Origin of the sequence: Vibrio aquimaris (assembly GCF_009363415.1) — a bacterium.
Classification (GTDB): domain Bacteria; phylum Pseudomonadota; class Gammaproteobacteria; order Enterobacterales; family Vibrionaceae; genus Vibrio; species Vibrio aquimaris.
The window spans coordinates 979983-1004941 of record NZ_CP045350.1 but is presented as its reverse complement, the minus strand read 5'-3'; the positions used below and the strand labels follow the sequence as shown (position 1 = coordinate 1004941).

Here is a 24959-nt window from a genome sequence, read left to right as displayed (position 1 = left end):
ATGGAGACTACAATAAAAATAGTGCAATTTAATGCATAAGGACAGCTATGATTCGTTTACTCTATTACAGCAAAGTATCGCGTGAAATGACCATGATGGATCTCAAGGGCATATTGGACGTTGCTCGCAAGAATAACCATCAACGTGGTATTACCGGTATGCTGTGCTTCGATAACGAATATTTTCTGCAAATATTAGAAGGCGAGCCGACCACCGTCAGCGAATTATTTTTAATCATAGGTAATGACGAAAGGCACCACGACGTAACAATTATGAGCGTGCAATCTGTCGAAAAAAGGGCGTTTGGTGAGTGGAACATCGGGTACGCTGGCAGTAGCGAAGCTCTTCAGACCCAATTAGCTGCGCTTATGATTGATACATTCGACCCAACTGTGCTAAATAACAAACAAGCAGCTGCCTTACTTTATGAATTATCAAAAACTCAAACGTCTCTATAAGTCTCCATTTTTCGAGAGGGGTGAGTAACTTAACACAACTGAGGACTCTTTGTTTGATAGTCGAGGCGATCATGGCAGTGATGGCTCATTACAATGAACAGTCTGGACATAGCTGGCTGGGACTCGACATCCTGATAAACCTCTGTCAGAACTCGATTGTCTAAATGATCTTCTTATTGTTAAACTCACGCTTGGGTTATCGGTAAAAAAATACCAAAGCAGGTCCCCACCCCCAACTTGCTGTTAACACTGATGTGACCACCGTGTTTTTCGACCAAGTTGTGGGTTACGGACAAGCCCAACCCGGTGCCTTCGCCCACTTTCTTAGTGGTGTAAAATGGGTCGAAGATTTTCTCTTTGACCTCGTCGGACATCCCTGATCCATCATCTTTGACTTTGATCAGGATACCTTGCACGCCTTTGTAGACCTGCGTCTGAGTGCTGACGGTGAGTGTCCCTTTATCCTCACACGCGTGGGCGGCATTAATGAACATATTAATGAGGATCTGCTGAATACTTTGCCCATCAGCCTGCACCGAGGGAAGCTCGGGCAGCAAGTGCTTGGTCACCTCCATCTTGTATTTGATTTCATTCCACACCACTTTCAGCGAATCGTCGACACAGCAATTGATGTCGCACTGCTCCCTCGTATTGCCACCTGCGTGGGTCACTTGCTTGAGGCTCGATACGATGTTGCGAACTCGGTCAAGTCCGCCAAGCGTTTCGTCGATCAGCGCCTGCGTGTCGTCTTTGAGTTCGTCGATTGCTAACGCTTGACGCTGCTGCTCGTATTGATGTTTCAGACCGTCTGGAAGTTCCGCTTGGGTCATCATCCACTGGTCGAGTTGAAAAATGTGTGACAGGTATTCACTCAGGGTTTGGACGTTGCTCATCGAGAACCCGACGGGGTTATTGATTTCATGAGCCACCCCGGCGGCTAGTTGGCCGATGGATGCCATTTTAGCGGCCTGAATGAGCTGTTTTTGACTCACTTTTAATTCTTCCAGTGTCTTTTCCAGCACGATCACGTTATCGTACAAATCTCGCGTTTTGTCCGCCAGCAAACACTCGGCTTCGGTTCGCGCTAACCGCTCACGCTCGTAGGCGCGCTGATAATTTACCCCACCGCTCATGGTTATGCTCCATTAATCAAATGAAACGATGATCTTGCAGTGCTGATCGTCCCGATGCAGGCACTCTGGATGCGCTAAGTGGATGGGTTGGTTGAAATGTTCAGAAGCGCCAACAATCAGTCCTTCCGCTAGTTCACACAGCGCTCTGTCAGAATTATAATAAATCACCAACGACCCATCGTCTTGTTCCTCGTATGCGAATGTGGGCAGGTAGGCTTGTGGGTAGAGCCGTTTGACTTCTTTGTGAATGACGCTGTCGATCGCGAGCAGGAAGGTTTTGAGATCAGTGATTTGCGAGATGTCGGCGGGGCAACTATCATAGAGTTTCTTGAATAAGTAGTGGCCAAATGCACGCACCAGTTCCCCTGCGGGCAGGTTGGTTTTCTCGGCTAACACACCAACCATGTTGATCAGCTCACTGTCGGCGTAGTTACCACCTGCCGTGTAGACACCGCCGGATTCTGGTTCGGTCGAGTCGATCAGATCATCGAGCATCTCCATGCCCATTTTTTCGATGATCATATCGGAAAATGCTGTAAAGACGGCTCCTTGCATACCGATCTCCTTCTCTAATGGCTGATGACAGGTCAAACGCCAGCGCCTTGAAGCTCACGCTGCTTCTTTTAGGTATAGCACCAAATGATTAAAAAATCGGGGAAAAATCGTCTATGTTGTTACTAATGTGCGTGTTCAAAACCGTGAAACATTCTCAAACTCCCGCTTTGACCAAACCTAACCGGATTCGAATTTTTCCACCTTTTGTCTACGCTTTAAGTAAGTTGGCTATAGGAAGGGGTAACAACATGAAAAAACTGGCATTGGTTGCGTTAATCGTCGGGCTGCCACTGCAGGCTCAGGAAAACGTCCTGACGTTCGGCATAGTTCCACAACAATCGGCAATCACTCTCGCCAAAAACTGGGCACCTATCTTGCAGCACCTGTCTGAAGAGACTGGCTACAAAATCGTCTTTCGCACCGCCAAAGACATACCAGAGTTTGAGCAACGTGTGTTCAAAGGCGAGTACGACATCGCCTACATGAACCCTTATCACTATACGGTGTTTCATCAAAAACCGGGGTACGAAGCGTTTGCCAAACAAAAAGACAAGCAGATCCGTGGCATCGTCATCATCAAGAGTGACAGTCCCATCCAAGACTTGAAGGATTTGGACGGTGAAACCTTGGTCTTTCCTTCGCCCGCAGCCTTTGCCGCGAGTGTCGTCCCCCGGTCGTCGTTGCAAGCTATGGGGATCACCTTCACGCCGCAATATGTCTCTTCGCACGATTCGGTATACATCAACGTCGCCAAAGATTTCTTCCCAGCAGGGGGGGGAATAGAGCGTACCCTTAACAACACCGATCCGGCGGTACGCAGTCAGCTCAAAGTGTTGTGGCGCACCCCCGGCTACACACCGCATGCATTTGCGACCCATCCCGCTTTGCCGCCAGACGTAAGCGCGAAGATCGCCGAGGTGATGTTGGCACTGAATGACGACAGCGAAGGACAAGCGCTGTTAGGGCGGATCAAATTCAAAGGGATCGAGCCGGCGCGGGACAGCGACTGGGACGATGTCCGTGCCCTAAATATCACCTTGCTCGACAAGTATCTAACACCTTAGGTTTGAACCATGTCACTGAGACTGAAAACCATCCTCGGGGTGGCCCTGATTGAAGCTGTGCTGTTGGCTATTCTATTGACGTTGACGCTCAATTACTTGCGCACGACCAACTTTGACGGTTTGGATCAACGCGCTTTTTCCACCTCTGACTTGTTCGCCTCCACGGTCAAAAATGCGGTGCTCTCTTACGATTTGGCGACCGTCGAGTCCTTTACCCAAGAGTTGTTGCACAACGAAGACATAGTCTATGTAACGGTATTCGGTGAGGGTGGGCAAGTACTGTCAAGTGTCGGTTCGGTACCCAGTGATCACGATCCTTCACGCTTGGATAAGGGCTCGCATCAAGTGACGGATGGTATTTTTGATGTCTCGAGCCCGATCGCCGAAGCTGGAATCGAATTTGGCGTGGTGTGGCTTGGCTTTGACATGTCGACTCTTAATGCTGCCATCGATTCGGCCAAGAAATGGAGCACGCTTATCGTGGTCGGCGAAATGACCTTAGTGGCGCTATTCTCCTATGTGCTCGGAGCGTATCTGACTCAACGATTGAGCGAACTGCGACGGGCCGCAGACGACATCGCGGCTGGTGCACGGGATGTAGACGTTCGCACTGACGGCCGAGACGAGCTAGCCACGGTGTCGCGTGCCTTCAGTAACATGGTCGCCCAGATCAAAGTGTCCGAAGACAAAGCTGAACGCTATCAAAACGAGTTGGCGGAAGCCAACGCGACATTAGAGAGCCGAGTACAAAGGCGCACGCAAGCGCTGACCGAGGCCAATCATCAGTTGACGGCCACGAATGAGCAACTCAAAAATACCCAAGAGAAGCTGGTCGAGTCGGAGAAACTGGCTTCGATTGGTACCATGGCTGCTGGCGTGGCGCATGAAATCAACAACCCCATGGGGGCTGTGAGCAGTAACCTTCAAATGTGCCAGACCTACCTAGGTACTTACCAAACATGGATTGAGCGCAGTGAAGCGTTGCGCGATGGCAGCGATGCTCAAGCCAATCAAGACCTAGAGCAATGGAAACAAGCACAGTACGTAGAGTGTCTAGAGGAAGACTTTCGTGACAGCCTGAACGATGCGCTGGTGAGCGTGGACCGGGTCCGGGCGATCGTCACGGCGTTGCAACGTTACGCCACCCAGCTTCACCAAGAAAAAGGCAGTCGAGAGCCCATTTTGCTCAAACAGTTAGTGACTCACTGCCTGGAAACGCTGGCGCCGCCGGAGACGTTGAGCATTACTGTGAGCACGTCGCTCACTGACTTACCCCCATGGCGCGTGCATCCAGACGACTTTCGACAGTTATTTACTGAACTGCTGAGGAACGCCATTCAAGCGTGCGAGCGCAAGCCTAACCCAGAGGAAGGCCAGATCTCCGTCGCCGCCCAACAAGACGGCCAACGTTGGGTGATCCACGTGGTTGATAACGGGGTGGGTATTGAAGCGGCGGATCTCAAGCGGGTGTACGACCCCTTCTTTACCACCTTGCCAGTTGGCCAAGGAATGGGGCTGGGATTGACCTTTGCATATAATATCGTGCGTCATCATGATGGAGTGATGCGCGTCCAAAACCGCGATGTCGGCGGTGTGGTTGTCACGCTGGCCTTCCCCCTTTCGCTCTCAGATCAGGCGATCAACGAAACTGCAGATAGTGCGTGATTTGCGTATTAATATCTTTTAATTGCAGTTGAAGGTCGGCCGCCATGGTGGTGATGGCCCCGTTGCACACCGCGCCATCCTTACACGCCGTTTCTAGGGCGAGCGCCTCTTCGGCCACTCGCTCAGCACCGACAAACTGGCTGGCCGCCTTCAGTGAATGCACCGTGCGATAAAATCTGGCGTTGACCACTTCCCCTAGAGCCGGAGCGGGCATTGCTAAATATTGATTGGTCAACCCCTGATATTCGGTGAGCAATTCTTCAATGCCCTCCTCTCCCACTAACCCGGCAATGGTATCTGGGGAAAAACCGTAGGTAGGTCTTGTCATATTTACCCCTCTTTCTATCGGATCAGACGTACACGGCAATAGGCACTTCGACGGACGCTTCAATTTGTTTCAGTTTATCGAGTAACGCCTCGTTGATCTCTTGTCCCGCAGACAGCATCATCTGGCCGTTCGGGTGATACACGTCCTGCTTAAGCACGGCGCCAATTTTAAGTTCATCAAGGCCGACACATAAGTCGACGTCGGCGTCTTCCACTTCGGTCTTGAGCACTTCCAAGAAATGGCGAACCACCTCAGGATCGTACAGCGTGCCCGCTTGTTGCTCTATAAAGGCCCTCGCACTGCTCGGCTTGAGACGGGCGGAGTTGTGCAGATTAGAAACAAAAAAGTCGTAATTTTTGATCACGCGTAAAATTCGGGCACCGACGGGGATGGCATCCCCGGCAAGATGATCAGGGTGGCCAGTCCCGTCAAAGTTTTCGTCCTGATGACGAATGATATCTACCAACGGTCTAAAGCGCTTAATTTGACCAATGATAGTGGCGCCGACTTCCGCGTTTGCCAGAGGAGCTAGGCGGATCTGCGCCCCCTCTCCTTGGGTCGTCAGTACTTCGGGCGCGGGGTTATCACCTATCAAGCCAATTTCATGCAGCAGGGCACTCAAGTAACAATGGGTCACCTGGGTTTCCGGCAGTGCCATATGTGCCGCGACCAACTTAGTGTATTCGGCGACCCGCTCACTTTGGTGGTGTGGCTGGCCAGTGGCGTGTTGAATAATGGCGGACAGAGCGGCGAGGATGTCTTTAAACGTTCGGGTCCGACTGGTCAGCAGCACGCTCATCTTCTTATTAGAATCTTGCAATGCGGCAGTGCGCTGTTTGACTTTGTCTTCTAGGGCGTCATTCCAGTCACTCAGTTGAGCGTTCTTTTGTTGCAGTTCATCAGTCAGCGCCTGTTTTTGGCGGCGCAATTCGAACAGCTCAGAGGCTTTAGACAGCATCAGTTTCAAGCCTTCGTTGTCCCAAGGTTTGGCAATGTAGGTGTGGATCCCCCCTTCATTGACCGCTCGAATGGTCGACTCAATGTCGCTGTACCCCGTTAAGAGAAACCGAATGGAGTTAGGACGGATCGCGCGGGCTTTAGTGAGAAATTCCGCGCCGTCCATCTCAGGCATGCGCATGTCAGAGATGATGATCGACACGTCATGCTCTTCCAGATGCGCCAAGGCTTCATGACCGTTGTTGAACGACACCACTTGATAATCAAAACGCAACACACGCGTCAAGGACTTGAGAATGTCGGGTTCGTCGTCCAAGAGCAAAAGGTGCAACTTTTCTGAGGGGGAACTGACGTCAGCATCATTCATAATTCGGCTCCTGTCACACGGTTGTCTAAAAAATACAAAAATTCGTCTAGGGGTAGTGGCGGACTGACCAGATACCCTTGAATGCGAGTGCAGCCTTTGCGCTTAAGGTACTTGGCCTGACGGCGCTTCTCGACCCATTCTGCGACCACCTCCATTTTGAGTGATTTGGCACTGTTAGTGATCGAGGACAAAATGACCTCATCGGATAAATTGTTGCCCAGAGCACGAACGAAGCGGCCGTCAATTTTTACCGCATCGAACGGCAGTTCGCACAGGGATTCAAAACCTGAGTACCCGGTACCAAAATCGTCCATAGCAATCGTGATTCCCAGATCATGTAACTGATGAAACTGCGTGAGGGCCCGCGGGTAGTCGAAGATCTGATCACTTTCCACTACTTCGAGTTCGATATCGCTAAGGACCACCGCAGGGTGGGGCTCAAGCTCATGCAGTAAGCGCTGGGCATACCCTGTGATCAGTTGCTTGGCCGTGACATTAACACTCACCGTCAACGTCCCCGGTGCGCCTATGCGTTTCAACATGGCCACGGCATGACGCAGCATGACGGCGGTCAGCATGTCGTCGAGGTCATACTTATGGATCAAATGCAAAAAATCCGCTGGGCTTTGATAGGAATTGTCGGGCAGTCGGCGTCGAACCAAGGCTTCACAGTGAGTAATATCACCAGTCTCGAGTGCCAATTGGGGTTGGAAAAACGCCTCGAATTTGCCCTGATCCAAATCTTGGATTAGGGTGCTTAATTCGGTGTACTCCTCTGCGATAGCCCGATTGCCCTCTTGCACCAGCCAGTAGACGTGAGCATTGATGGGTAAAGCGTTGGCTTTACTCGACGACATCTGTTGCTCATTCCAACTATCCCATTGTTTGGCCTCGCTAACGTAACAGCGCATGTCAACCGCTTGTGGGTGCGCTGAACAGATCGCCTTAATGCGCTGACTAAGGGTGTCAATCGTTCGATGGCCTTCGGCCGAGTATTCGGTGAGCGTGACAAACTTGTCATCAGCTCGATACCAGATCTGATCCGTACTGCGCTGGATAGCGATGGCCATCTGCTGGATCAGGGTGTTGCCAGAGGCTTTACCATGCGTGTTGTTGTAGGCGTCCAACTCGGCAATGTCGACAATAACCAACAGCCAAGGCCGGCCATTCTCCGTGTGCTCAGGCAGCAACGCCAAACGTCGGTCAAGCTCTCGGCGAGTCGCCATTTGAGTTCGCCGATCTCGAACGGGATCATGGTCATGCAACGTGGTGGTGATGGCTGAGGCCAGTTTATTGGCGTCCCAAGGTTTATCCACGTACTGATTGAGTACGCCAGCGTTGATGGCCGCCGTCACCCCACTCAGATCAGCTTGGCCTGACAACATGATCGCGGGGACTTCTGGGTGTCGTTGCTTAACTTCCAGCAGCAGTTCGGTGCCGGTCACCCCCGGCATACGGTAATCGGTGATGATCAAATCGATGTGGTGGGCGTCGAGGACCTCGAGCGCCTGTGCCGCGTTTTCCGCAGTGTGTACGGCGGCGACTTTAAAGCGCAACTCTCGTCGTAGCGCATTTCGGATGCTCATTTCATCATCCACTATGAGAATCTCAGCAAAATCCATGACAACCCTTCTTGTCGACTGTGTTAACTGATCGGATCGGCGGCGTCCGCCGTGGTTTTGTGCACAGGTAGAGTCAGCGTAAAGATGGTCCCCTCACCCACTTCGCTATCCACTTCGATGGTTCCCCCGTGTGCATTGACGATCCCATACGACACAGAGAGGCCCAGTCCTGTGCCATCGCCGACGGGTTTGGTCGTAAAAAACGGTTCGAAGATCGCCGACAGGTTTTCTTTAGGGATACCAGCGCCGTTGTCTTCGATCTGAATTTGCACCAGGTCGTTCGCGAGTGGTTGCACCCGCACTCGGATCACCCCTTTCTCTTGAATGGCGTGACTGGCGTTAACCAACAGATTGAGAAACACCTGGTTAAGTTGCATAGGTTGGCAGTAGACACTTGGCACGTCGTCAGCGTATTCGCGCTCGACGGTGGCGGTGTATTTGATTTCGTTATTGATGATGCGCAGAGTGGAGTCTAATCCTTGTCTGAGATCACTATAAAGCCATTCAGAGTCGTCGGCGTGGGAGAATTCTTTCAGGTTCTTAACAATCGCCATCACTCGGGAAGAGCCCTCTAGCGACTCGGCGATCAGATCGGTGACGTCTTCCAGCACATACGTCAGTTGAGACTGTTCCATCAACTGCCGTTTTTGCTCGACCAGCGGTGCGTCACCCGACCCGTCGATCGCTTTCTCCAGTGTACTCACGACGTCAGAGATCTTGCGAAAGTAGTCGTCCAACGTCTGAATGTTGGAGGTAATAAAGCCAAGAGGGTTATTGATTTCATGGGCGATGCCCGCCGACAGTTGACCAATCGATGCCATTTTCTCCGACTGCAGCAGTTGGCTTTGGGCATTTTTAAGGTGGGCTAAGGCGTCTTTGAGTTCTTTTTGTTCACGATGCAGGCGGCGAGACAGGCTCTTGAGTTCGGTTTGTTGACAGGCTTGAGCAGTGAGATCGTAAACACAGATGCACACGTGGTCCAGAGCACCGTCTTGGCCATGGATAGGGATAAATTCCAGATCTTGGAACATTTCCTCTTCTTGTCCAGATACTTGGCGAGAAGACTGGAACGGCAGAACGTGGGGGGCTTGTTCCCAAGACGAAAAGCTTGGCGATTCAATGACAAACGCCGTGTCGATTTTGCGTTTCAGTAACGCGGCGCCATCTGAGAAGACCGACAAAACGTTTTGCCCCAGTAGCGCGTCTTTGGCAAGGCCTGCCCGTGACTGGAAGTACGCGTTGGCCATCACGATGGTGTAGTCTTTACGAACGATGCACATCGCCACCGACAGTTGGTTGAGTAAATCTGAGAGCGCCAGTTTTGCTTTCATATCTCCCCCTTGCTATAACCACTCATCCAATCGGTTTACGATGACATTAAACCCACCTTCGGCGAAACAAATGATGGTCTTGGTTTCAAAACTTGCAGACTCGATCAAGAAAGAAACATGCAAAATGATCGCTTGTTGCCATTTATTGCTCGGAATGGGTTGACGCGCCGGTGAATACATGACCGGTGGTTGAGTCCGCGTACCCAGCTCAATTTGCTCACACAACCCTCTCAAGCTAGCGCCAGACAGGATGTTTGACACCTCGAGCAAACTATCGTGGAGCGTTTGGCTATCGATCACTTGGTCATCGTCCAGTGCCAACAAATCACTGGCAATGGTGTGGCCGCCTTGTTTGGTCAGTTGGGTAATGACTTCGCCGGACATTTGGCCGAAAAACGGTTGTCTAGTGTAGTAATTGGCTTTGACATCACCGAACATTTCCATCAACTGACCCGGCGAAGCGATGTCAATGCTGGGAATAGTCAAAGTCACTGGATGATTGAGCAAAGTGGCCAGTTTACAGGCCGCCTGTCCCATCGAAATGTTGAGCAACTCTTTGAGCGAGTCTTCATGGTCGGCACTTAAGGTCGGATTCATATTATGCCCACCTTATGCAGCAGTTCTTTCAACATCGACGCGTCTAGTGGCTTTTTAAGAAACGACACTGCGCCCAGTTCCATGACTTTTTGCTGAGACGTAGGCTGAATGTCAGCGCTGATCACAAACACGAAGTTCCGAGCGGCCTGTTTTTTTAGCTCAGACAAAACTTCAAAGCCGTCCATGATGGGCATGGTCAGATCCAAAAACATGACGTCGGCTTTGCCCTCATGGAATTTTTCAAGGGCTTCTACCCCATTGGTGGCTTCATAAACGTTGTCGTGCAGCTCTGGTGGCAAGGCACGCATCACAGCTTTCCGTGACATTTTAGAATCATCAACAATGGTGATTGAAATGGATGACATAGGCTCCTCCTACTCTTCCGGTGATTGCAACAGGGCCGGCAACACGGCCAATGGCTCAGGCAGGGAGTCCATCCATTCATTCAACATCCCGGCATTCTGCGCTTGCACATAGTCGTGGCAAAAGTGCATCAGTTGACCCATTTCCCACTGATGAGGTTCAGCTACGTCGAACGTCTGGCCGAGTGTCAGAATCGCTTCAGCCACGGGCGAATGGTAGCCCCACAGGATCAGCACGTAGGCACTGATCACGTCGGTGTCTCGATAGCCCACTTGCAAATCAAGCGGATTGTCGCTATCCAGCGCTTGCGTGTGGCCCATCTCCATGAGAATCAATTCCCCAATCGCAGACAATAAACACACTAGATAGACGTTGTCTTGCTCTTCCACAGGCCAATGTAATCGCTGGGCAAAAGCCCCAGCAAGGTTAGCGAGCGTTTGATGGTGTGTCACGACCGCCCCATGCTCTTCATCACTAAGTTGGCGAAAAGCATTGCGGCTCATCATGGTCATCGCAATGCCGCACACCACCTTCATGCCCAAACGACACACTGCGGTGCTCAACGAGTTGGTGCGACTTTCGAACCCCAAATACACGGAATTCGCGGCTTTGATCACCTGGCCCACCAAGGGAGGCTCATTGGCAACGATATGGACAAATTCAGCACTGCCACATTGTTCGTCGTCCATACACCGTTCCAGTTGTCGAACGATGCTGGGCAGCACTGGCAAGTTCTCGATACCGGCTAACTTTTGTCGACAGCGGGTGGAGAACGGTAAAGTCCTGAGCCTCTCAGCACAAGTGAGAATTTGCTCAAAGTCTTTTTCGGAGAAAGGTTTAGGTAATATAAAATGGGTCCAGTTATTGGTTAACGCTTCAATCTCGACCGTGGTGTCGCCGGTGATCAAGGCTCGGATGCTGTTGGGAAAATGTTGGCTGACTTGCGCGAGAAGCTCGTCTCCCTTTAGCTCAGGCATGATGAGATCGCTCAACACCAAATCGGGGGATATGGCCTGTGCGTCAGTCAGATCGCGCCACGTCGCCGGATCTTGGATCAAGGTGATGGACCAGTCGGGTTTCAAACGCCTCAGCAAACGACTGGCGGCTTTCAGCATGAATTCATCATCATCGATGTAGATAACCTGAAAACTGCTCTTTGCCATACACCCTCGCTTGTCATTCTTCCTAAGATTTTGGTGATGCCCATCACGACTTCATAGCAAACTCAGTCGCTTAACTAAAGCATAGACAAAAAATTAGGCTTTGCTGGTAATCGCTCAACAAGTGTGAAAAAAATGCGGATAGCGAGGGCGAATCCGGCCTCAATCGGTCCCGACAGAGGTTGTTTTTTTGACTTTCAAACCGCCAAGAGGTTAATGTCCATAACGGCAAGTTAATCAATGACGAAACAAAGCTGTCATCAGATACTCCTTCGGTTAGGTCTCATGACTTAAGCAATTAATAATGCTAGATAGGTTATCTGTGTGTAAGAACATAAAACATTACCTCCAAATAACTATAGCTCTTGTGCCTTTCCTCTCATAACAAACTGCTCATTCGACTTATCTATTACCTCCCAACTCAGCCGTTAAGCTTATAAAACCAGCTAACATTGCGCAGAATTCAAACAAAAACCCTCCCCAAAAAGCTAAAGTTAAATTTTACGAAAAATAAAGAAACAAAATAAATCCTTAAAAAACAATTGATTACAGATAAAAAATCAAAAAACAAAATGAATTTTACTCTTGATACTTTTTCTGCGTGATTCCGTGCAATTCCTTTCCGTTTTTAGAGCATAAACCCTAATCTGGTTACCACCTCACCACAGCGTGAAATAAAAATCGATAACAACATAACAACAAAATTCGCTACTTGTTAGCTTTAGATACTTAGGAAAACCATTATGCAAAACAAAACAGTAAAACTTTTCACTTTGGGTGCATTGGCAGCAGCAACGACATTTGGTGCTCACGCAGAAAATACCTATGACTACTTTGTCGGTTTTGATGCGGGGACGCATTTAAGTGGTAAAGACACAGAAAAAAACAGTGACGGTTATAATGAGTCTTTTGACACAGAGTCTTCCGTAATTATGGGACTAAGTGGCGGTGCCATTATTAATGATCACCATAGAGTAAAGCTAGGACTTGCCTATGATGGACTGGACTTTGGTAAAAAATTTTCTAATGGCTACCACCATGTGGTGAACCGCACGGACCTAACCGCCAGCTATGACTATATGTTACCTATCGCTAACAAGCTTAACTGGACTCTCGGCGCACATATGGGTTACGAATTCTTTGAAAGCGAAAGTGGTCATGATGTAATGGATGGCTTTATCTATGGTGTGCAAACTGGTCTAGATTACAGACTAACTAAAAACTGGAGTCTAGGTACTGAAATCATGTATACAGCCCATCATGAGGAAGAATTCAAATATGGTGAGTTGGAAGCTTCTTCACAGCTTAAAGACGACGTCAAGCTATTGGCTAACATTCAATACCACTTCTAATTTGTATTAATTGAGCCTAAACACTGTCTTTACACTCCCAGCTTGTGCTGGGAGTTTTTTGTTTGGATATCAATATTCCACTTCAAACAAATATTGCCACACTCCCAACTGTTTTTCACTGCACAATTTAAACCCTGAAAAAGCTCACAGCATTTTTTGCCCCCTCAGAGAGCCATTATGATGTTCAGCTCTTTGCCTAATCTTTTGACGCTTAATAATAAGCTGGCGATAACACTCATGTAACGATTCACCACCATGTTAAAAAGAGAGTGTTGCGAAAATCCGGCAAAAAGCCACACTGTAAATAACGAAGAAGTGATTAGTAGAAGGGTGAGATGAGAATACCACTTTCATTGGCTTTACTTTGTGGAGTCATGGGGCTTTGGCCAGCTTATGCTCAGGAAGAAATTGTTCACATTGTCATTGGGGAAAGTTACCGAGACCAAAATAAAAAAACGCACTATGGTATGACAGCAGAAGAGGTGATTAATGCGATTTATTCAGGGGCTGGAATAAAATATCAAATCACGTATATGCCCGATGAACGAGCAATACAATCTGTTTTAACAGGGCAATTTGATGCACTGGATTTAAGAATTAGCAAACTTGGAGAAGATCATAGTCAGGTACTTGTTAAAGTCGATGTCCCTCTAGAAGAGTTCGGTGTCTATGCGTTCTCTGTGGGTGAACAATCCTATTTAAGCTTAAACGAACTTAAAGATAAGAATGTTGTGTCTATGTTTGGTAGTCGTTATGTGGAAAACATAAAACATTATCATCACCTAAAATTAGTCTACCGTGATGAACAAGCGGCCTTAATGCTAATGGCAGGGAGAGTGGATGTGTGGTTAGCCCCTATGCAGTCGTACTACGCCATAAAAGACAAATTCCCGGTAATCAAGGTAGTAAGTCCGCCACTGACTAAAGATTATTTATACCATTACCTTCACATATCCAACTCTTATCTACTCGATGCGCTTGAAGCTTCGGCAAGTGAGTTTAAGGAAGGCTTTGCGAGAAAACCGGATGGTTAGAACACATCTTAGCTGTACCCTTCATTTTGTAATTCAGCATGACCTTAGATAAGCACTTCTTTACCGTCTATCTAATGGCTCAGCACCACAAGACCACTGGCTCTGCGCAAAATTCAAATCATCAGCACACCAAAAAACCTAAATTCAACCTCTTTCAAAATACACACTAAAAATTAAAGCCCTCAAAATCAAACACATAAAATAGCACAAAACAAAAAAAGGTAAATAAATGTGCTTGATGTTTTTTCTGCGCGATTCCGCGTAATTCCTTTCTGTTTTTAGGCTCAAGGCTCTAACTTAGTCACCACTTTCACCGCAGCGTGAAATGAAAATTGATAACAAGATCGATATCGATAACAGCATCGGTAACGGCATAACAACAGAGTTAGCTACTTGTTAGCTTTAGATACTTAGGAAAACCATTATGCAAAACAAAACAGTAAAACTTTTCGCTTTAGGTGCATTGGCAGCAGCAACCACATTTGGTGCAAGTGCAGAAAATACCTATGACTACTTTGTCGGTTTTGATGCCGGTACTCATATTAGTGGTAAAATGAAGGATTCCGAAACGGACTACGGACAACCGTATGAACATTCTTATGATACCGATCCGTCTTTAATTACTGGGTTAAGTGGTGGTGCGATTATTAATGACCACCATAGAGTAAAGATGAGTCTTGCTTATGACGGTCTTGAGTTTGATGATGCTAGCGGTACCGTTGACCGTACAGATCTAACCGTTAGCTATGATTATATGCTACCTATCGCTAACAAGTTAAACTGGACTGTGGGGGCGCATATGGGCTACGAATTCTTCGAGAGTAAACATGGTTGGGATGAATTTGACGGCTTTACCTATGGTGTGCAAACTGGTCTAGACTACAGACTAACCCAAAAATGGAGCCTAGGCGCTGAAATCGCCTACACAGCCCACGATGGAGAAGCAACAGGTGGTGATGAGACATGGTCCTATGAAGATAAAATCGAAGACGACGTAACCTTTATGGCTAACGTTCAGTACCACTTCTAAATCTGAGCTTAATCACTGTCCTTATTGCTCCCGGCTTTAGCCGGGAGTTTTTTATTTAAATACGGTGCCTTGGCTGCGAATTAACATAACCGCGTTTCTTGGCCCTTCGACCATCATAATGTCTTTATCCTGATACACTAGCGCATTTGTTGAGTGACCGGACAAAAAGAGTGATGTGTAGCTCACCGCTTCATAACCATCCACCACTTTTGACGTTTGAATTGGGTTTGTGGAATAAGACATGGAAAACACCCCCTCATCAGATCGGGTGACTTCACCATTGATGGCAAATAAGGCCACCCCCTCTAAACCATCCCCTTCCACAGAGATAGTCGATTCAATATTTTCTCGCTTGAGATTGAGCTCAAGCCTTTCTCGCCAAAAGCCATTGGTTTCCGAATAGCCAAAAATACGAGCAATATAACGACCTTCCATCAGCAATTGTTGACTGCTAAAGTACAAAGAGCTGACATAAACCAACAAAGAGGCAACAAAAATACCAATCCAAAGTTTAAGACTTTTCATTTCGTCCACTCCTTAGCGACCTTGGACATCATTGCAGGCTCGACTAGGTAAGTTTTAGTGTCACGCGCCGCTTTATCATACACCGCAATATTGTAGCGCCCAGTATCCTTATTAACGCTAAAGAAATATAGGCAATCGCATTTGGACGCTTTAATCGCCTCTAACACCTCAGATGGAATCTCAGCCCCTTGGCGGCGCAACACTTGCTTCGCGCCGATATCAAGCTGCTCATAATCAGGGTTTAAATAAGGTATAGAGCGCGTATTGGTCACGCGGGCAAATTCAAGCGAAGCTGCGGTCAGCAACAGGGCACTGCTAATACCAAGCACTATTCGCGCCCAGCCCTTTGGTGATAAGGCTTTGTTTTTGCTTAGGCTAATGGGCGTACTCTTGGCATCATAAAACTCACCAACACATTCACATGAGAGCATATAACCAACGCCGACCACAGTTTTGAGTTCAACGGAGTTGGAAATCGCAATCACTAAGCGAATCTTCTGAATCGATTTTTGCAAGGAAGAGTCCGTCACTATGGTGTCAGGCCAACCTGCCGACTTAAGCGCTTCTTTTCCCAATACCTGATTGGCATTGTCTAATAATGTTTTCAGGAGCAGACATTCGTTGTAGTTAAGCGCGCGACTATGGTGCGTGGTACTCACCGTCATCTTCTCTACATCAAATATCAAATCATCACATGTGTACTGACTAGTCACGTCTATCCTTGTCTAAGTGCAAAATGGTCTCAAACTATCGTTGAGTAAACAACACAACCCAAAACTCGTTGAGATTTTGGCTCTAGGCCGCCTATCACAAAGAGACAAATAGGCTTTCTAAACTCAAGACCTTGGTTTATGACAATAAAATAACACTGCTTAAAGCTTAGCGCAGGTTAATATAAATAAACTTATCAAAAAAGAAAAACCGTGCAGGCAATACACGGTTTTTTATGATTTGAGCAACAACCGTGGCTAAGCGTACTGCTCAGCACCTTTTTGGCTTTGCTCGGGCAAGGTTTTATCACGTTTTTTCACACTGGTTAAAGGCACGACCTCCTCGGCATTGATATTTCTTGAACTGCCAAGAAATACTCCTCCTTTTTCTATGGTAAATTCAGTTGTAGAGACTTCGCCTTCTAAGTGCCCGTTTTCGAGTATTTGCAAACTTTTAGAATACACTTTACCCACAAAGCGGCCGTTAACAATTAGGCAATCGCAACGAATCGAGCCTTCTACTGAACCTGCTGCACTGATAGTGACACACCGGTCAGTTTCAATATTGCCTTTGACTTGACCATCTATCTGGATGTGACAAGTAAGTTTGAGTTGTCCTTCGATAAAGGAGCCTTCTGCGATGACAGTCTGAGAGCCGTTGCCATTTGATTCTCTATTCTGTTTACTAAGTAATCCCATTGTACATCCTCATTTGATTCAAATATTGCATCAAAGTTATTCATTTCCCACTTGGTGAAAGGTAAAGGGTCCAAAGAGCGTCCAACCAATCGAATCTCATAGTGAAGGTGATAGCCCGTTGATAAACCAGAATTTCCCGTTAGACCAAGCAATTGACCCTTTTTTACATAATCGCCACGCTTGACCTTAAAGGCACTTAGATGCGAATACGAAGAGGTAAAACCGAAAGAGTGAGCGACACGCAGAAAGTTACCCGACCCTTTATTACTTTTTCTGACCACTTCGATTACGCCATCCGCAGGCGCATAAATTGGCGTACCGATATTGACCGCGTAGTCAATGCCGTGATGCATGGCTTTTTTCTTGGACACGGGATGAAGACGATATCCATAATGCGATGAAAGATAACCTGTTTTGACTGGACGCCCATTCGGAACCAATTGCATCATTTGGTGACGAACTGCGGTGGTCAGCGCGGCACTGTCTACTCTGTCTCTAAGGTTGAAAGAGTCATCTGATAGAGCTAAAGCAGATTCAATCTCGCTCAGTTTGTCGGCGACATAGCTCAGGTCTTGCTGCTTTAATTGCAAATTAATCTCAAGCTCATCTTGAGATGCATAAGAGCGACTGAGTGCATTTTCCAAAGATTGCGTCTTATGAATCAAGCGTGTTTTCTCTTGGTTTGACTCAGACACATCGTCTACAAGTAGCGAAATTGCACCAATCAAGCCCGCAATAAGCATCCCAAAAATTACAAGGCCATACTTAACAGCAACCACTATCTGCCGAGGAAAATAGAAAAAGCGCGTTCCTTTGGGACTTGGAACCATGACTGTAAAATGAGTAGGCTGCATAACATCCTCTATCGCAACATACCGCCACTGGGTTTTATCATCTTCGAATGATTTGCCACTCTATCAATACTGCTCAATAGAAAAAGTGGATTGTTTAGAAATCTGAATGTGTATTCCAGAGACTCCAACACTATTTAATCTCGAATGAGGAAGTGCCGCCTTTGTATAGTCTAAAACTTATGAACTTTTCGGGCAGCAAGATTGTTTACCATTTCTTCAAGGATCAACTCTTCTTTTTTCTGCTCAACGACTCTTTGCTCACGTTGCCAGTCTTCTAACTTGGCCTCAAGACCTTTAACTTTATAGTGTTTTGCCTCTAGTAAACCTTTTAATGAGTGGTATTGAGCATGCATGAGTTGAAGTTCGTGTTGCTGATGGTCAATCATCTTGCTTAACATCCCCTCCACTCGACATTGATTGAGTAACATTTCCCGATGAAAAACGGCATGAGTTCCCCCTTGGGAACGAGTTTGCTTCTTCAAATCTTGCAGCTGCTCTATCTGCAAAAATGCTTGGTCGGTTTGCTGGCGAAGTGTCTCAAGTTGCACTGACATAACATCGCGCTGCTGCTGCGTTAATACGCAAAATTTACTTATTGCCCTTTGTTTAGATTGCATTCCCTTGCCCTAAGATGATTGAAAAATCTGCGCCAACTCTGCCAAGCTATCTGTAAAACCAGCCGAAGCGTCATAGTTTTGCTTAAGGTAGGCAGTGAGTCTTGGCTGCAAAGCCACATAGCTGTCTAACTTAAGGTCCTGACCTGGCTGATAGCCGCCCAGTGGAATCAGGTCTTTTACTTCAAGATAGCCTGAATAAGCTTGTCTAAACTCACTCGCTAACGCTGAATGCTCCTTGGCAACACACGACGCCATGCATCGGCTGATGGAAGCCCCGATATCAATTGCAGGGTAATGTCCTTGCTCTGCCAGTTTTCGTGATAAGACGACATGGCCATCTAAGATCGCTCGCGCTGAATCAACTACAGGATCTTGTTGATCATCCCCCGCAGCTAGAATGGTATAAATAGCCGTCAAACTGCCCGTTGGGTTTTCTCCATTCCCAGAGCGTTCAAGCAACTGAGGTAAAGCGTTAAAAACAGAGGGTGGGTAGCCTCGAGTCGCCGGAGGCTCACCCAATGACAAAGCAATCTCTCGCTGCGCCATCGCATAGCGGGTGAGAGAATCCATCATTAACAGCACATCCTTACCCTTGTCCCGATAATATTCGGCAACTCGGTGGCACAGTAACGTCGCTCTTAGTCGCATTAGCGGTGAGTCATCTGCTGGAGCCGCAACAACAATAGCTTTACGGCGAGCATCCATACTTAAGTTTGTCTCAATAAACTCTCGCACTTCACGCCCACGCTCACCAATTAAACCAACCACGACAACATCGGCTTCGGTATTTTTGGCCATCATCCCGAGCAGCATACTTTTGCCAACACCACTACCCGCCATTAGGCCAATCCTTTGACCTTTACCTACCGTGAGTAATCCATTGATCGCTTGAACACCTATATCTAAAGGAGAATCAACAGGCCGGCGTTTGAGCGGATTAATCACCTTAGGCTCTAACGAAACCCGATCGCCACCGCGAAGCTCCGGGCCATCATCCAGTGCCTCGCCTAGGCCATTAACCACACGACCGAGCCAGTGGTCTCCTAACTCGACAGTGCTGTCGCCATCCAAAGGGATGACTTTTGCTCCGGCAAATAAGCCACCAAGACGGCGTATCGGCATTAAAAAAGCAATTGTGTGATCAAAACCAACTACCTGAGCTTCTATCATATCGCCATCGGATGTTTCCACTAGGCAGCGCTGCTCAAGCTTGAAGCGGCAACCTACTGCTTGCAGCATGTTGCCCGTTACCTTTACCAGTCTGCCCGTCACTCTCGCTACAGGAATCGAGTCAAGTGACGCAATCGCTTCATTCGTGCGTTCAAAGAGTAAGTCAAATGCTTGTGTGTTAGTCATCATCCTCATCGCTTACTTGAGTCACTTCATCAAGCAAATGCTGCTTTACATTATCCATACAAGCTTGCAGCCTTGAATCACAACTTGCATCTGCTTCTGCCTCTTCAGTCACTAAATGACATCCCCCTGGTTGCAAATCGGGATTTGCCACCAATTTCCACTCTTTAGCAAGTTCTGAATTGATATCTTCAAGTCGCTCTAAATCTTGTGGATTAAGATGAACCGTCACCTTTTCTGTTTTGCCTGGCATTGCCTCTAGCGTTTCATCCACTAAGGACAAAATCTGCTGTGGCATAAGGGTTAGCTCGGCTCGAATCACCTGCTGAGCAACTTTTTGCACCAACTCACAAATCACATGCCTTTGCTGCTGTTCTCGCTCCGCTTGCCAGTGCGAAAGTGACTGGTAGATGGCATTTACAGGTTTAGTGGCCTCAACAAATGCTTGCTTTCCTGATTGTTCACCAGAGATAAAACCTTGCTGAAACCCTTCCTTTTGCCCTTCAAGCAAGCCCTGCTGTTGCCCTTGACTTAACCCCTGACGAAGTCCTTCTTCGTGCCCTTGCTCTAAACCCGTTTGAAAACCCTCTTGCAGCTTTTGCTGCAGCTCAGCTTGCGGATCTTGCCATTGGTCGTCAAGAACAAAGCTATCATCGACCTCTACTGGTTTAGCCAACGGTGGGAAACGGTGAATGCGGTAGTCGGTCGTCGGCACATCAAAAAATTCAGATTTGGTTAGTGACATGGCTTACTCCACTCTGGGTTCATCATACAGAACCAGTTCTATCTCATCGGCTTCATCCAATTCACGCACCATTTGCATAATCTCATACCTTGCACGCTCTACGCGGCTTAGTGGTACGGCTCCTCGGACTTCCATATCGTCTTCCAGCGCTTTGACCATACGCTGTGGCATGACACTCTTAATGGCTAACTGAAGCTGGATCTCGGCACCTTTTAGCGCTAGTGACCAAAGCTCCATAGGCACCTGCTGCACGAGGCGATCCATTGTTTCTTCCGGTTGGCGGCCCAATACCATAAAGTCAAACATGTTCTGCTCAATTTCACTGACCACGTCTTCATCATGCAGTTTGAGCATTTCCATCAGTGAGCCTCTGTCACCCTCAAATCTATTTATAATATCGGCCACTTGTTTGACCCCAGACAATGGAGCGCTTTGACTGACTGAGACTTGCTCAATACAACGTTCAATCAAGTCATTGAGGTCACTTGCCACTTGGTGGTCAATGTCTTGCATTTGGGCAATGCGAAACAACAACTCATCATGTTCATCTTGCGGCATGCACTTCAAAACAGCTGATGAGCTTTCTGCTGGCAAGTAAGCAAGAAAGATGGCTTGCATTTGAGGGTGTTCTTTGGCGATAAACCTTGCTAACACATCAGACTCAACCCACTGCAATCTTTGCATATTGTTACTGATTTCATCACCGTAGAGCGTATTGAGTAGTCCTTTCGCTAAATCGTTGCCCAAGGCTTTGCGCAAGGTTTTAGATAAATACTCTTTCGACGCTCCCCTAATGCCACTGTGTTGACGAAAGTCATCGAAGAAGCTTTGGATAGCACCATTAGCACTATCACTTTTGATGCCACTTAACTTGGCCATCGCTTTGGTAACGCGCTGAGTTTCATCTCGAGTGAAGTGGCGCAACACCTTAGCGGCAGCATCTTCCCCCATTCCCAGTAGGACAAGAGCGGTTTGTTCAACGTAGCTAAGCATTGGCTTTTGCTTTAATTCTGCTGTGTTCATTTACATTCACCCATTGTTTTAATACTTCAGCGACTCGTTCAGGTTCTTCATTCGCGATCAGTTGTAGATGTTTGAGCTGAATTTCTAACGGTGAGCCCGCCGGCGGTAACATGTCATGTCCCATATCCAGTCCAGATGACACGGAAATCCCTTTTTCAGACAGTTTTCGATTGAGCACTTCTTCTCTTTCCCTTTCTTCTCGGGTTTGTATATCGTCAAATACGGTGTCTTGCTGCGGATCTGCAAACTCAAGCTCTCGTGAGCTAAGATCTGAACCAGTTAAATGAAGAATCAAAGGACGTAAGACAAAGAAAATCATTGCCATACCCAGCATACCGCCAATCACATATCGCATCGGTTGCTGTACTGTGGGATCTTGCCACCAAGGAATATTTGGCGGAGCTTCAATGGCTAAAGGAGTAAAACCAAAGCTCATTAAACTTAGCGTGTCACCTCTATCCGCACTGATACCGATTGCATCAGTCACCATAGTGGATATTTGTGCTTTCTCTTCGTCAGTCCAAGCTTGCCCATTGGGAGCAACGGCTTGATTGAGCAACACTGAAACACTCAACTTATTTATCTTGCCTTGTTGATACTGGGTACGGCGTACACTGCTGCCCACTGCGTACTGGCGGTTTATTTCTGATCGCGCGTTGGTGTTTTGGCTATCATGGGTTGGAGCTTCACCGGTTACAGGGGGCTGGTTACTCAGAGTTCCCGGAACACCTAAAGCGATCTGGTCAATCGAGTTGTTTGTGATGGTGTGCTCATTGCGCACGATTGGACTATCATCAAGAATTTCCTGTGTTTCTTCGATCTGACTAAAGTCCATATCAGCAGCAACTTGAACACGGAAATTACTCGGCCCAACAATAGGAGTCAGCATATCCGATGCGCGTTGGATAATCTGCTTCTCAACGTTACGTTGATACTCTAGATACTTGGCGTTCACTTTTCCCGCTTCGGCAGAACCAACATCCGCACTAAGTAACCGACCATACTGGTCAATTACGGATACTTGCTCTGGTTTCATTGCAGTGACACTGCCCACAACCAAGTTAATAATGGCTTCAACTTGTTCTGGTTTTAAGTCCTCTCCGGGTTTAAGTTCCAACATCACTGAGGCAGAAGGCGCTTCGCTATTTTGTCTGACAAATAAGGTTTGGCGAGGTATGGCCAGATGAACCCTAGCATTGGATACCGCATTGAGCGAAATAATAGTGCGAATCAACTCCCCTTCAAGACCATGCCGGTAGCGCGCGGTTTCCATGAACTGGCTAGTTCCGAGTGAACTGTCTTCTTTAAGTGAGTCTAGGCCTGTTGGCAGCTTAGCTTTAACACCCTTAGCGGCTAACAGCATCCTTATTCTAGCAACCTCACCTTCCGGCACTAATACTTGACCATTTTGTTCTTGCAATCGGTAATTGATCCCTTCAGATTCAAGAACAGAAACGATCTCTCCTGTATCAAACCTCTCTTGTTGGCTGTATAGAGGGCGGTAACTTTGTGTTGAACTCCAAAGCGCCACCACAATGATCGCGGCAACAATTGCTGCTAATACCGCAGACAAGACTAAATTTCGTTGGCTGTTAGACCAAAGCTGCTTGAGTTTGTCGGTGAAATCTTGAATCCCTCTTTGCGAGGAGGAATCAGCACTCGGCACATCAAGTGCTGCGCCACTGGCGACTTGTGTGGTTAATTCTGACATGGGCTACACCGGCATCTTCATGATGTCTTCAAATGAGGTCACAACCTTGTTACGAACTTGCATCAAGGAATCGAAGGACAAACTCGCTTTTTGACTGGCTATCATGGCACCAACGAGGTCGTCACTCTGGCCTGTTTCAACCGCGGTCATTTTCTGACTAGCAACTGATTGATATTGATTCACTGAATCAAGAACATTGGCCATGGCATCGGAAAATGACAGAGACGATGTAATATTATGCGTATCGAGAGGATTCGCTTCGATAGCAGGTTCAGGTTGTATAATGGATTGCATCGCTTCCATTTTAGACAACATTAACTGCTCTGCGCTTATCGCATTATGGATAGGGTGACTTGCCATTAATTTTTCTCCTTTATGCAGCCGAGCCTATGGCCGACTGTAAATCAATGCCTTGTTCACGCATTGCGGCTAATTTATATCGTAATGCGCGCGTGGTAACACCAAGCGCATTAGCTGTCTTGGTGCGGTTTCCGCCAAAATGACGCAGTTGTTCAAGGATGTACTGGAACTCTGCCTGCTTTTTGATTTCGACATGCCCCATGCTTTGTGAAGGTGCCGTTTCCTGTGTAGAGGAAAGTAACTCCATCGGTAACATAAGGTCCTGAGCAGTAATGTAATCACCATGGCGCATTACAAGTGCACGTTGAATAACGTTTTCTAGTTCACGAATATTGCCTGGCCAGTTGTATTGGCATAAAGCAGTTCTGGCATCATGAGAGAGGTGGCATCGACTACCATCTTGATATTTATTGATAAAGAATTGGCTGATGGGCAAGATGTCTTCGCTTCGTTCTCTAAGCGGAGGCCAATGGAGAGGCAATACATCTAAACGATAGAAGAGATCTTCACGAAACTGACCATTTTTTACCTCCTCGCGCAAATCTTTGTTGGTTGCAGCAATAACTCTAATATCAAGCTTAACCGCTTTGTGGCTACCAACCCGCTCTACTTCGCGCTCTTGAAGTACACGCAGTAATTTAGCTTGTACGGATGGTGACATCTCACCTATCTCATCAAGGAAAATAGTGCCCTGTTCAGCCTCTTCAAACTTGCCGCTTTGCGACTGAGTAGCCCCAGTGAAGGCACCTTTAACGTGTCCAAAAAGTACCGCCTCAAGCATAGACTCTGGAATAGCGGCACAATTGACCGCGACAAAAGGACCATCTGCCCGAGGTGAGTGCTGGTGAACATATCTCGCCAGAACTTCTTTTCCCGTGCCAGACTCTCCGGTGATGAGAACACTAGCTTTCGTGCATGCGGCTCTGTGGGCTAGTTGAAGAACTTGCTTACTGCGCCAAGATTCAGCAACAAGGTTTGCTATCGGTTTACCGACCACTTCAATACGGCGAAGTAAACTGAGTAGCTGGCAACTTTCAAACGGTCGTAATAAATAATCAGTCGCACCAGCTTTCATGGTTTCTGCCGCAAGTAACCCTTGGTTTTGCTCGACAATTGCAATGGCGACACCAACCCCGGCCTTTTTATTGTGACAGTGAACAAACTCCCGTACACACATATCAGGTAAATTGGTACTCACCAAGGTAATGGCAGTGCTGGGTTCAAGTAATGCACTGCGCCCTGTACGAACATGAGTCACTCTGTATCCAGACGGCTCGAGTACTTTTATGATCGATTGGGCAAGTTCATCCTTGGGCTCAACTAACAAAATACTTGTGCTTGTCATT

At 47.5% G+C, this 24959-nt stretch carries 26 protein-coding genes; 6 read left to right on the top strand and 20 right to left on the bottom strand.

Annotation, left to right across the window (positions count from 1 at the left end; all coding sequences use genetic code 11):
- The first annotated feature begins 47 nt into the window (after window positions 1-47).
- A complete protein-coding gene (locus FIV01_RS04780; RefSeq protein WP_152429972.1) occupies window positions 48-458 on the top strand; it encodes a BLUF domain-containing protein in 411 nt (136 codons plus the stop codon).
- A gap of 185 nt (window positions 459-643) precedes the next feature.
- On the opposite strand, the gene FIV01_RS04775 is transcribed toward FIV01_RS04780, so the two are convergent.
- On the bottom strand, window positions 644-1591 hold the full coding sequence (locus FIV01_RS04775; RefSeq protein WP_152429971.1) for a sensor histidine kinase: 948 nt from the start codon (window positions 1589-1591) through the stop codon (window positions 644-646).
- A gap of 12 nt (window positions 1592-1603) precedes the next feature.
- Complete coding sequence (locus FIV01_RS04770; RefSeq protein ID WP_152429970.1) at window positions 1604-2146, bottom strand: heme NO-binding domain-containing protein; 543 nt, start codon at window positions 2144-2146, stop codon at window positions 1604-1606.
- 248 nt (window positions 2147-2394) lie between these two features.
- Between FIV01_RS04770 and FIV01_RS04765 the strand changes: the two genes are divergently transcribed.
- On the top strand, window positions 2395-3210 hold the full coding sequence (locus tag FIV01_RS04765) for a phosphate/phosphite/phosphonate ABC transporter substrate-binding protein (RefSeq protein WP_152429969.1): 816 nt from the start codon (window positions 2395-2397) through the stop codon (window positions 3208-3210).
- A gap of 9 nt (window positions 3211-3219) precedes the next feature.
- Window positions 3220-4875: a sensor histidine kinase gene (locus FIV01_RS04760; RefSeq protein ID WP_152429968.1), complete on the top strand. Its 1656-nt coding sequence runs from the start codon at window positions 3220-3222 to the stop codon at window positions 4873-4875.
- On the opposite strand, the gene FIV01_RS04755 is transcribed toward FIV01_RS04760, so the two are convergent.
- From FIV01_RS04755 to FIV01_RS04725, 7 genes are read right to left on the bottom strand one after another with little or no spacing between them, the layout of a single operon-like run.
- Complete coding sequence (locus FIV01_RS04755; protein WP_152429967.1) at window positions 4850-5203, bottom strand: Hpt domain-containing protein; 354 nt, start codon at window positions 5201-5203, stop codon at window positions 4850-4852. The two genes, FIV01_RS04760 and FIV01_RS04755, sit on opposite strands and share 26 nt — an antisense overlap.
- A gap of 22 nt (window positions 5204-5225) precedes the next feature.
- Window positions 5226-6527, bottom strand: a complete 1302-nt coding sequence (nosR, locus tag FIV01_RS04750) for a response regulator c-di-GMP phosphodiesterase, NosR family (RefSeq protein ID WP_152429966.1) — start codon at window positions 6525-6527, stop codon at window positions 5226-5228.
- On the bottom strand, window positions 6524-8149 hold the full coding sequence (locus FIV01_RS04745; protein ID WP_152429965.1) for an EAL domain-containing protein: 1626 nt from the start codon (window positions 8147-8149) through the stop codon (window positions 6524-6526). Before FIV01_RS04745 ends, nosR begins: the two co-directional genes overlap by 4 nt.
- 23 nt (window positions 8150-8172) lie before the next feature.
- Window positions 8173-9480 (bottom strand): sensor histidine kinase, encoded by a 1308-nt coding sequence (locus tag FIV01_RS04740; RefSeq protein ID WP_152429964.1) that lies wholly within the window; start codon window positions 9478-9480, stop codon window positions 8173-8175.
- A gap of 12 nt (window positions 9481-9492) precedes the next feature.
- Window positions 9493-10077 carry a chemotaxis protein CheC gene (locus FIV01_RS04735; protein WP_152429963.1) on the bottom strand — a complete coding sequence of 195 codons (585 nt, stop codon included), beginning with the start codon at window positions 10075-10077 and terminating at the stop codon, window positions 9493-9495.
- The gene (locus FIV01_RS04730; protein WP_152429962.1) at window positions 10074-10442 is read right to left on the bottom strand and encodes a response regulator; all 369 of its coding nucleotides are present in this window, start codon (window positions 10440-10442) and stop codon (window positions 10074-10076) included. The genes FIV01_RS04735 and FIV01_RS04730 overlap by 4 nt, the downstream gene beginning before the upstream one ends.
- A gap of 9 nt (window positions 10443-10451) precedes the next feature.
- On the bottom strand, window positions 10452-11603 hold the full coding sequence (locus tag FIV01_RS04725; RefSeq protein ID WP_152429961.1) for an HDOD domain-containing protein: 1152 nt from the start codon (window positions 11601-11603) through the stop codon (window positions 10452-10454).
- 740 nt (window positions 11604-12343) lie between these two features.
- On the opposite strand from FIV01_RS04725, the gene FIV01_RS04720 reads away from it, so the two are divergent.
- From FIV01_RS04720 to FIV01_RS04710, 3 genes are all read left to right on the top strand, one after another.
- On the top strand, window positions 12344-12952 hold the full coding sequence (locus FIV01_RS04720) for an outer membrane beta-barrel protein (protein WP_152429960.1): 609 nt from the start codon (window positions 12344-12346) through the stop codon (window positions 12950-12952).
- A gap of 335 nt (window positions 12953-13287) precedes the next feature.
- On the top strand, window positions 13288-13986 hold the full coding sequence (locus FIV01_RS04715; protein ID WP_152429959.1) for a substrate-binding periplasmic protein: 699 nt from the start codon (window positions 13288-13290) through the stop codon (window positions 13984-13986).
- Between the two features lie 424 nt (window positions 13987-14410).
- Window positions 14411-15016 (top strand): outer membrane beta-barrel protein, encoded by a 606-nt coding sequence (locus FIV01_RS04710; protein ID WP_152429958.1) that lies wholly within the window; start codon window positions 14411-14413, stop codon window positions 15014-15016.
- A 51-nt stretch (window positions 15017-15067) separates the two neighbouring features.
- On the opposite strand, the gene FIV01_RS04705 is transcribed toward FIV01_RS04710, so the two are convergent.
- The 11 genes from FIV01_RS04705 to FIV01_RS04655 form a co-directional block, all read right to left on the bottom strand.
- The gene (locus tag FIV01_RS04705) at window positions 15068-15541 is read right to left on the bottom strand and encodes a hypothetical protein (protein WP_152429957.1); all 474 of its coding nucleotides are present in this window, start codon (window positions 15539-15541) and stop codon (window positions 15068-15070) included.
- Window positions 15538-16254, bottom strand: coding sequence for a winged helix-turn-helix domain-containing protein (locus tag FIV01_RS04700; protein ID WP_152429956.1), 717 nt, complete (start codon window positions 16252-16254; stop codon window positions 15538-15540). The genes FIV01_RS04705 and FIV01_RS04700 overlap by 4 nt, the downstream gene beginning before the upstream one ends.
- A 255-nt stretch (window positions 16255-16509) precedes the next feature.
- On the bottom strand, window positions 16510-16950 hold the full coding sequence (locus FIV01_RS04695) for a bactofilin family protein (RefSeq protein WP_152429955.1): 441 nt from the start codon (window positions 16948-16950) through the stop codon (window positions 16510-16512).
- Complete coding sequence (locus FIV01_RS04690) at window positions 16836-17804, bottom strand: M23 family metallopeptidase (RefSeq protein ID WP_152429954.1); 969 nt, start codon at window positions 17802-17804, stop codon at window positions 16836-16838. The genes FIV01_RS04695 and FIV01_RS04690 overlap by 115 nt, the downstream gene beginning before the upstream one ends.
- A gap of 170 nt (window positions 17805-17974) precedes the next feature.
- The gene (locus tag FIV01_RS04685) at window positions 17975-18421 is read right to left on the bottom strand and encodes a flagellar export protein FliJ (RefSeq protein ID WP_152429953.1); all 447 of its coding nucleotides are present in this window, start codon (window positions 18419-18421) and stop codon (window positions 17975-17977) included.
- Between the two features lie 9 nt (window positions 18422-18430).
- Window positions 18431-19777, bottom strand: coding sequence for a FliI/YscN family ATPase (locus FIV01_RS04680; protein WP_152431654.1), 1347 nt, complete (start codon window positions 19775-19777; stop codon window positions 18431-18433).
- Window positions 19770-20519, bottom strand: a complete 750-nt coding sequence (gene fliH, locus FIV01_RS04675; RefSeq protein WP_152429952.1) for a flagellar assembly protein FliH — start codon at window positions 20517-20519, stop codon at window positions 19770-19772. Before fliH ends, FIV01_RS04680 begins: the two co-directional genes overlap by 8 nt.
- Window positions 20520-20522: 3 nt before the next feature.
- Window positions 20523-21542, bottom strand: coding sequence for a flagellar motor switch protein FliG (locus tag FIV01_RS04670; protein ID WP_152429951.1), 1020 nt, complete (start codon window positions 21540-21542; stop codon window positions 20523-20525).
- Window positions 21505-23253, bottom strand: a complete 1749-nt coding sequence (fliF, locus tag FIV01_RS04665; RefSeq protein ID WP_152429950.1) for a flagellar basal-body MS-ring/collar protein FliF — start codon at window positions 23251-23253, stop codon at window positions 21505-21507. Before fliF ends, FIV01_RS04670 begins: the two co-directional genes overlap by 38 nt.
- Window positions 23254-23256: 3 nt before the next feature.
- Window positions 23257-23613: a flagellar hook-basal body complex protein FliE gene (fliE, locus tag FIV01_RS04660; RefSeq protein ID WP_152429949.1), complete on the bottom strand. Its 357-nt coding sequence runs from the start codon at window positions 23611-23613 to the stop codon at window positions 23257-23259.
- Window positions 23614-23626: 13 nt separating this feature from the next.
- Window positions 23627-24958 (bottom strand): sigma-54 dependent transcriptional regulator, encoded by a 1332-nt coding sequence (locus FIV01_RS04655; RefSeq protein ID WP_152429948.1) that lies wholly within the window; start codon window positions 24956-24958, stop codon window positions 23627-23629.
- Window position 24959 lies beyond the last annotated feature (1 nt).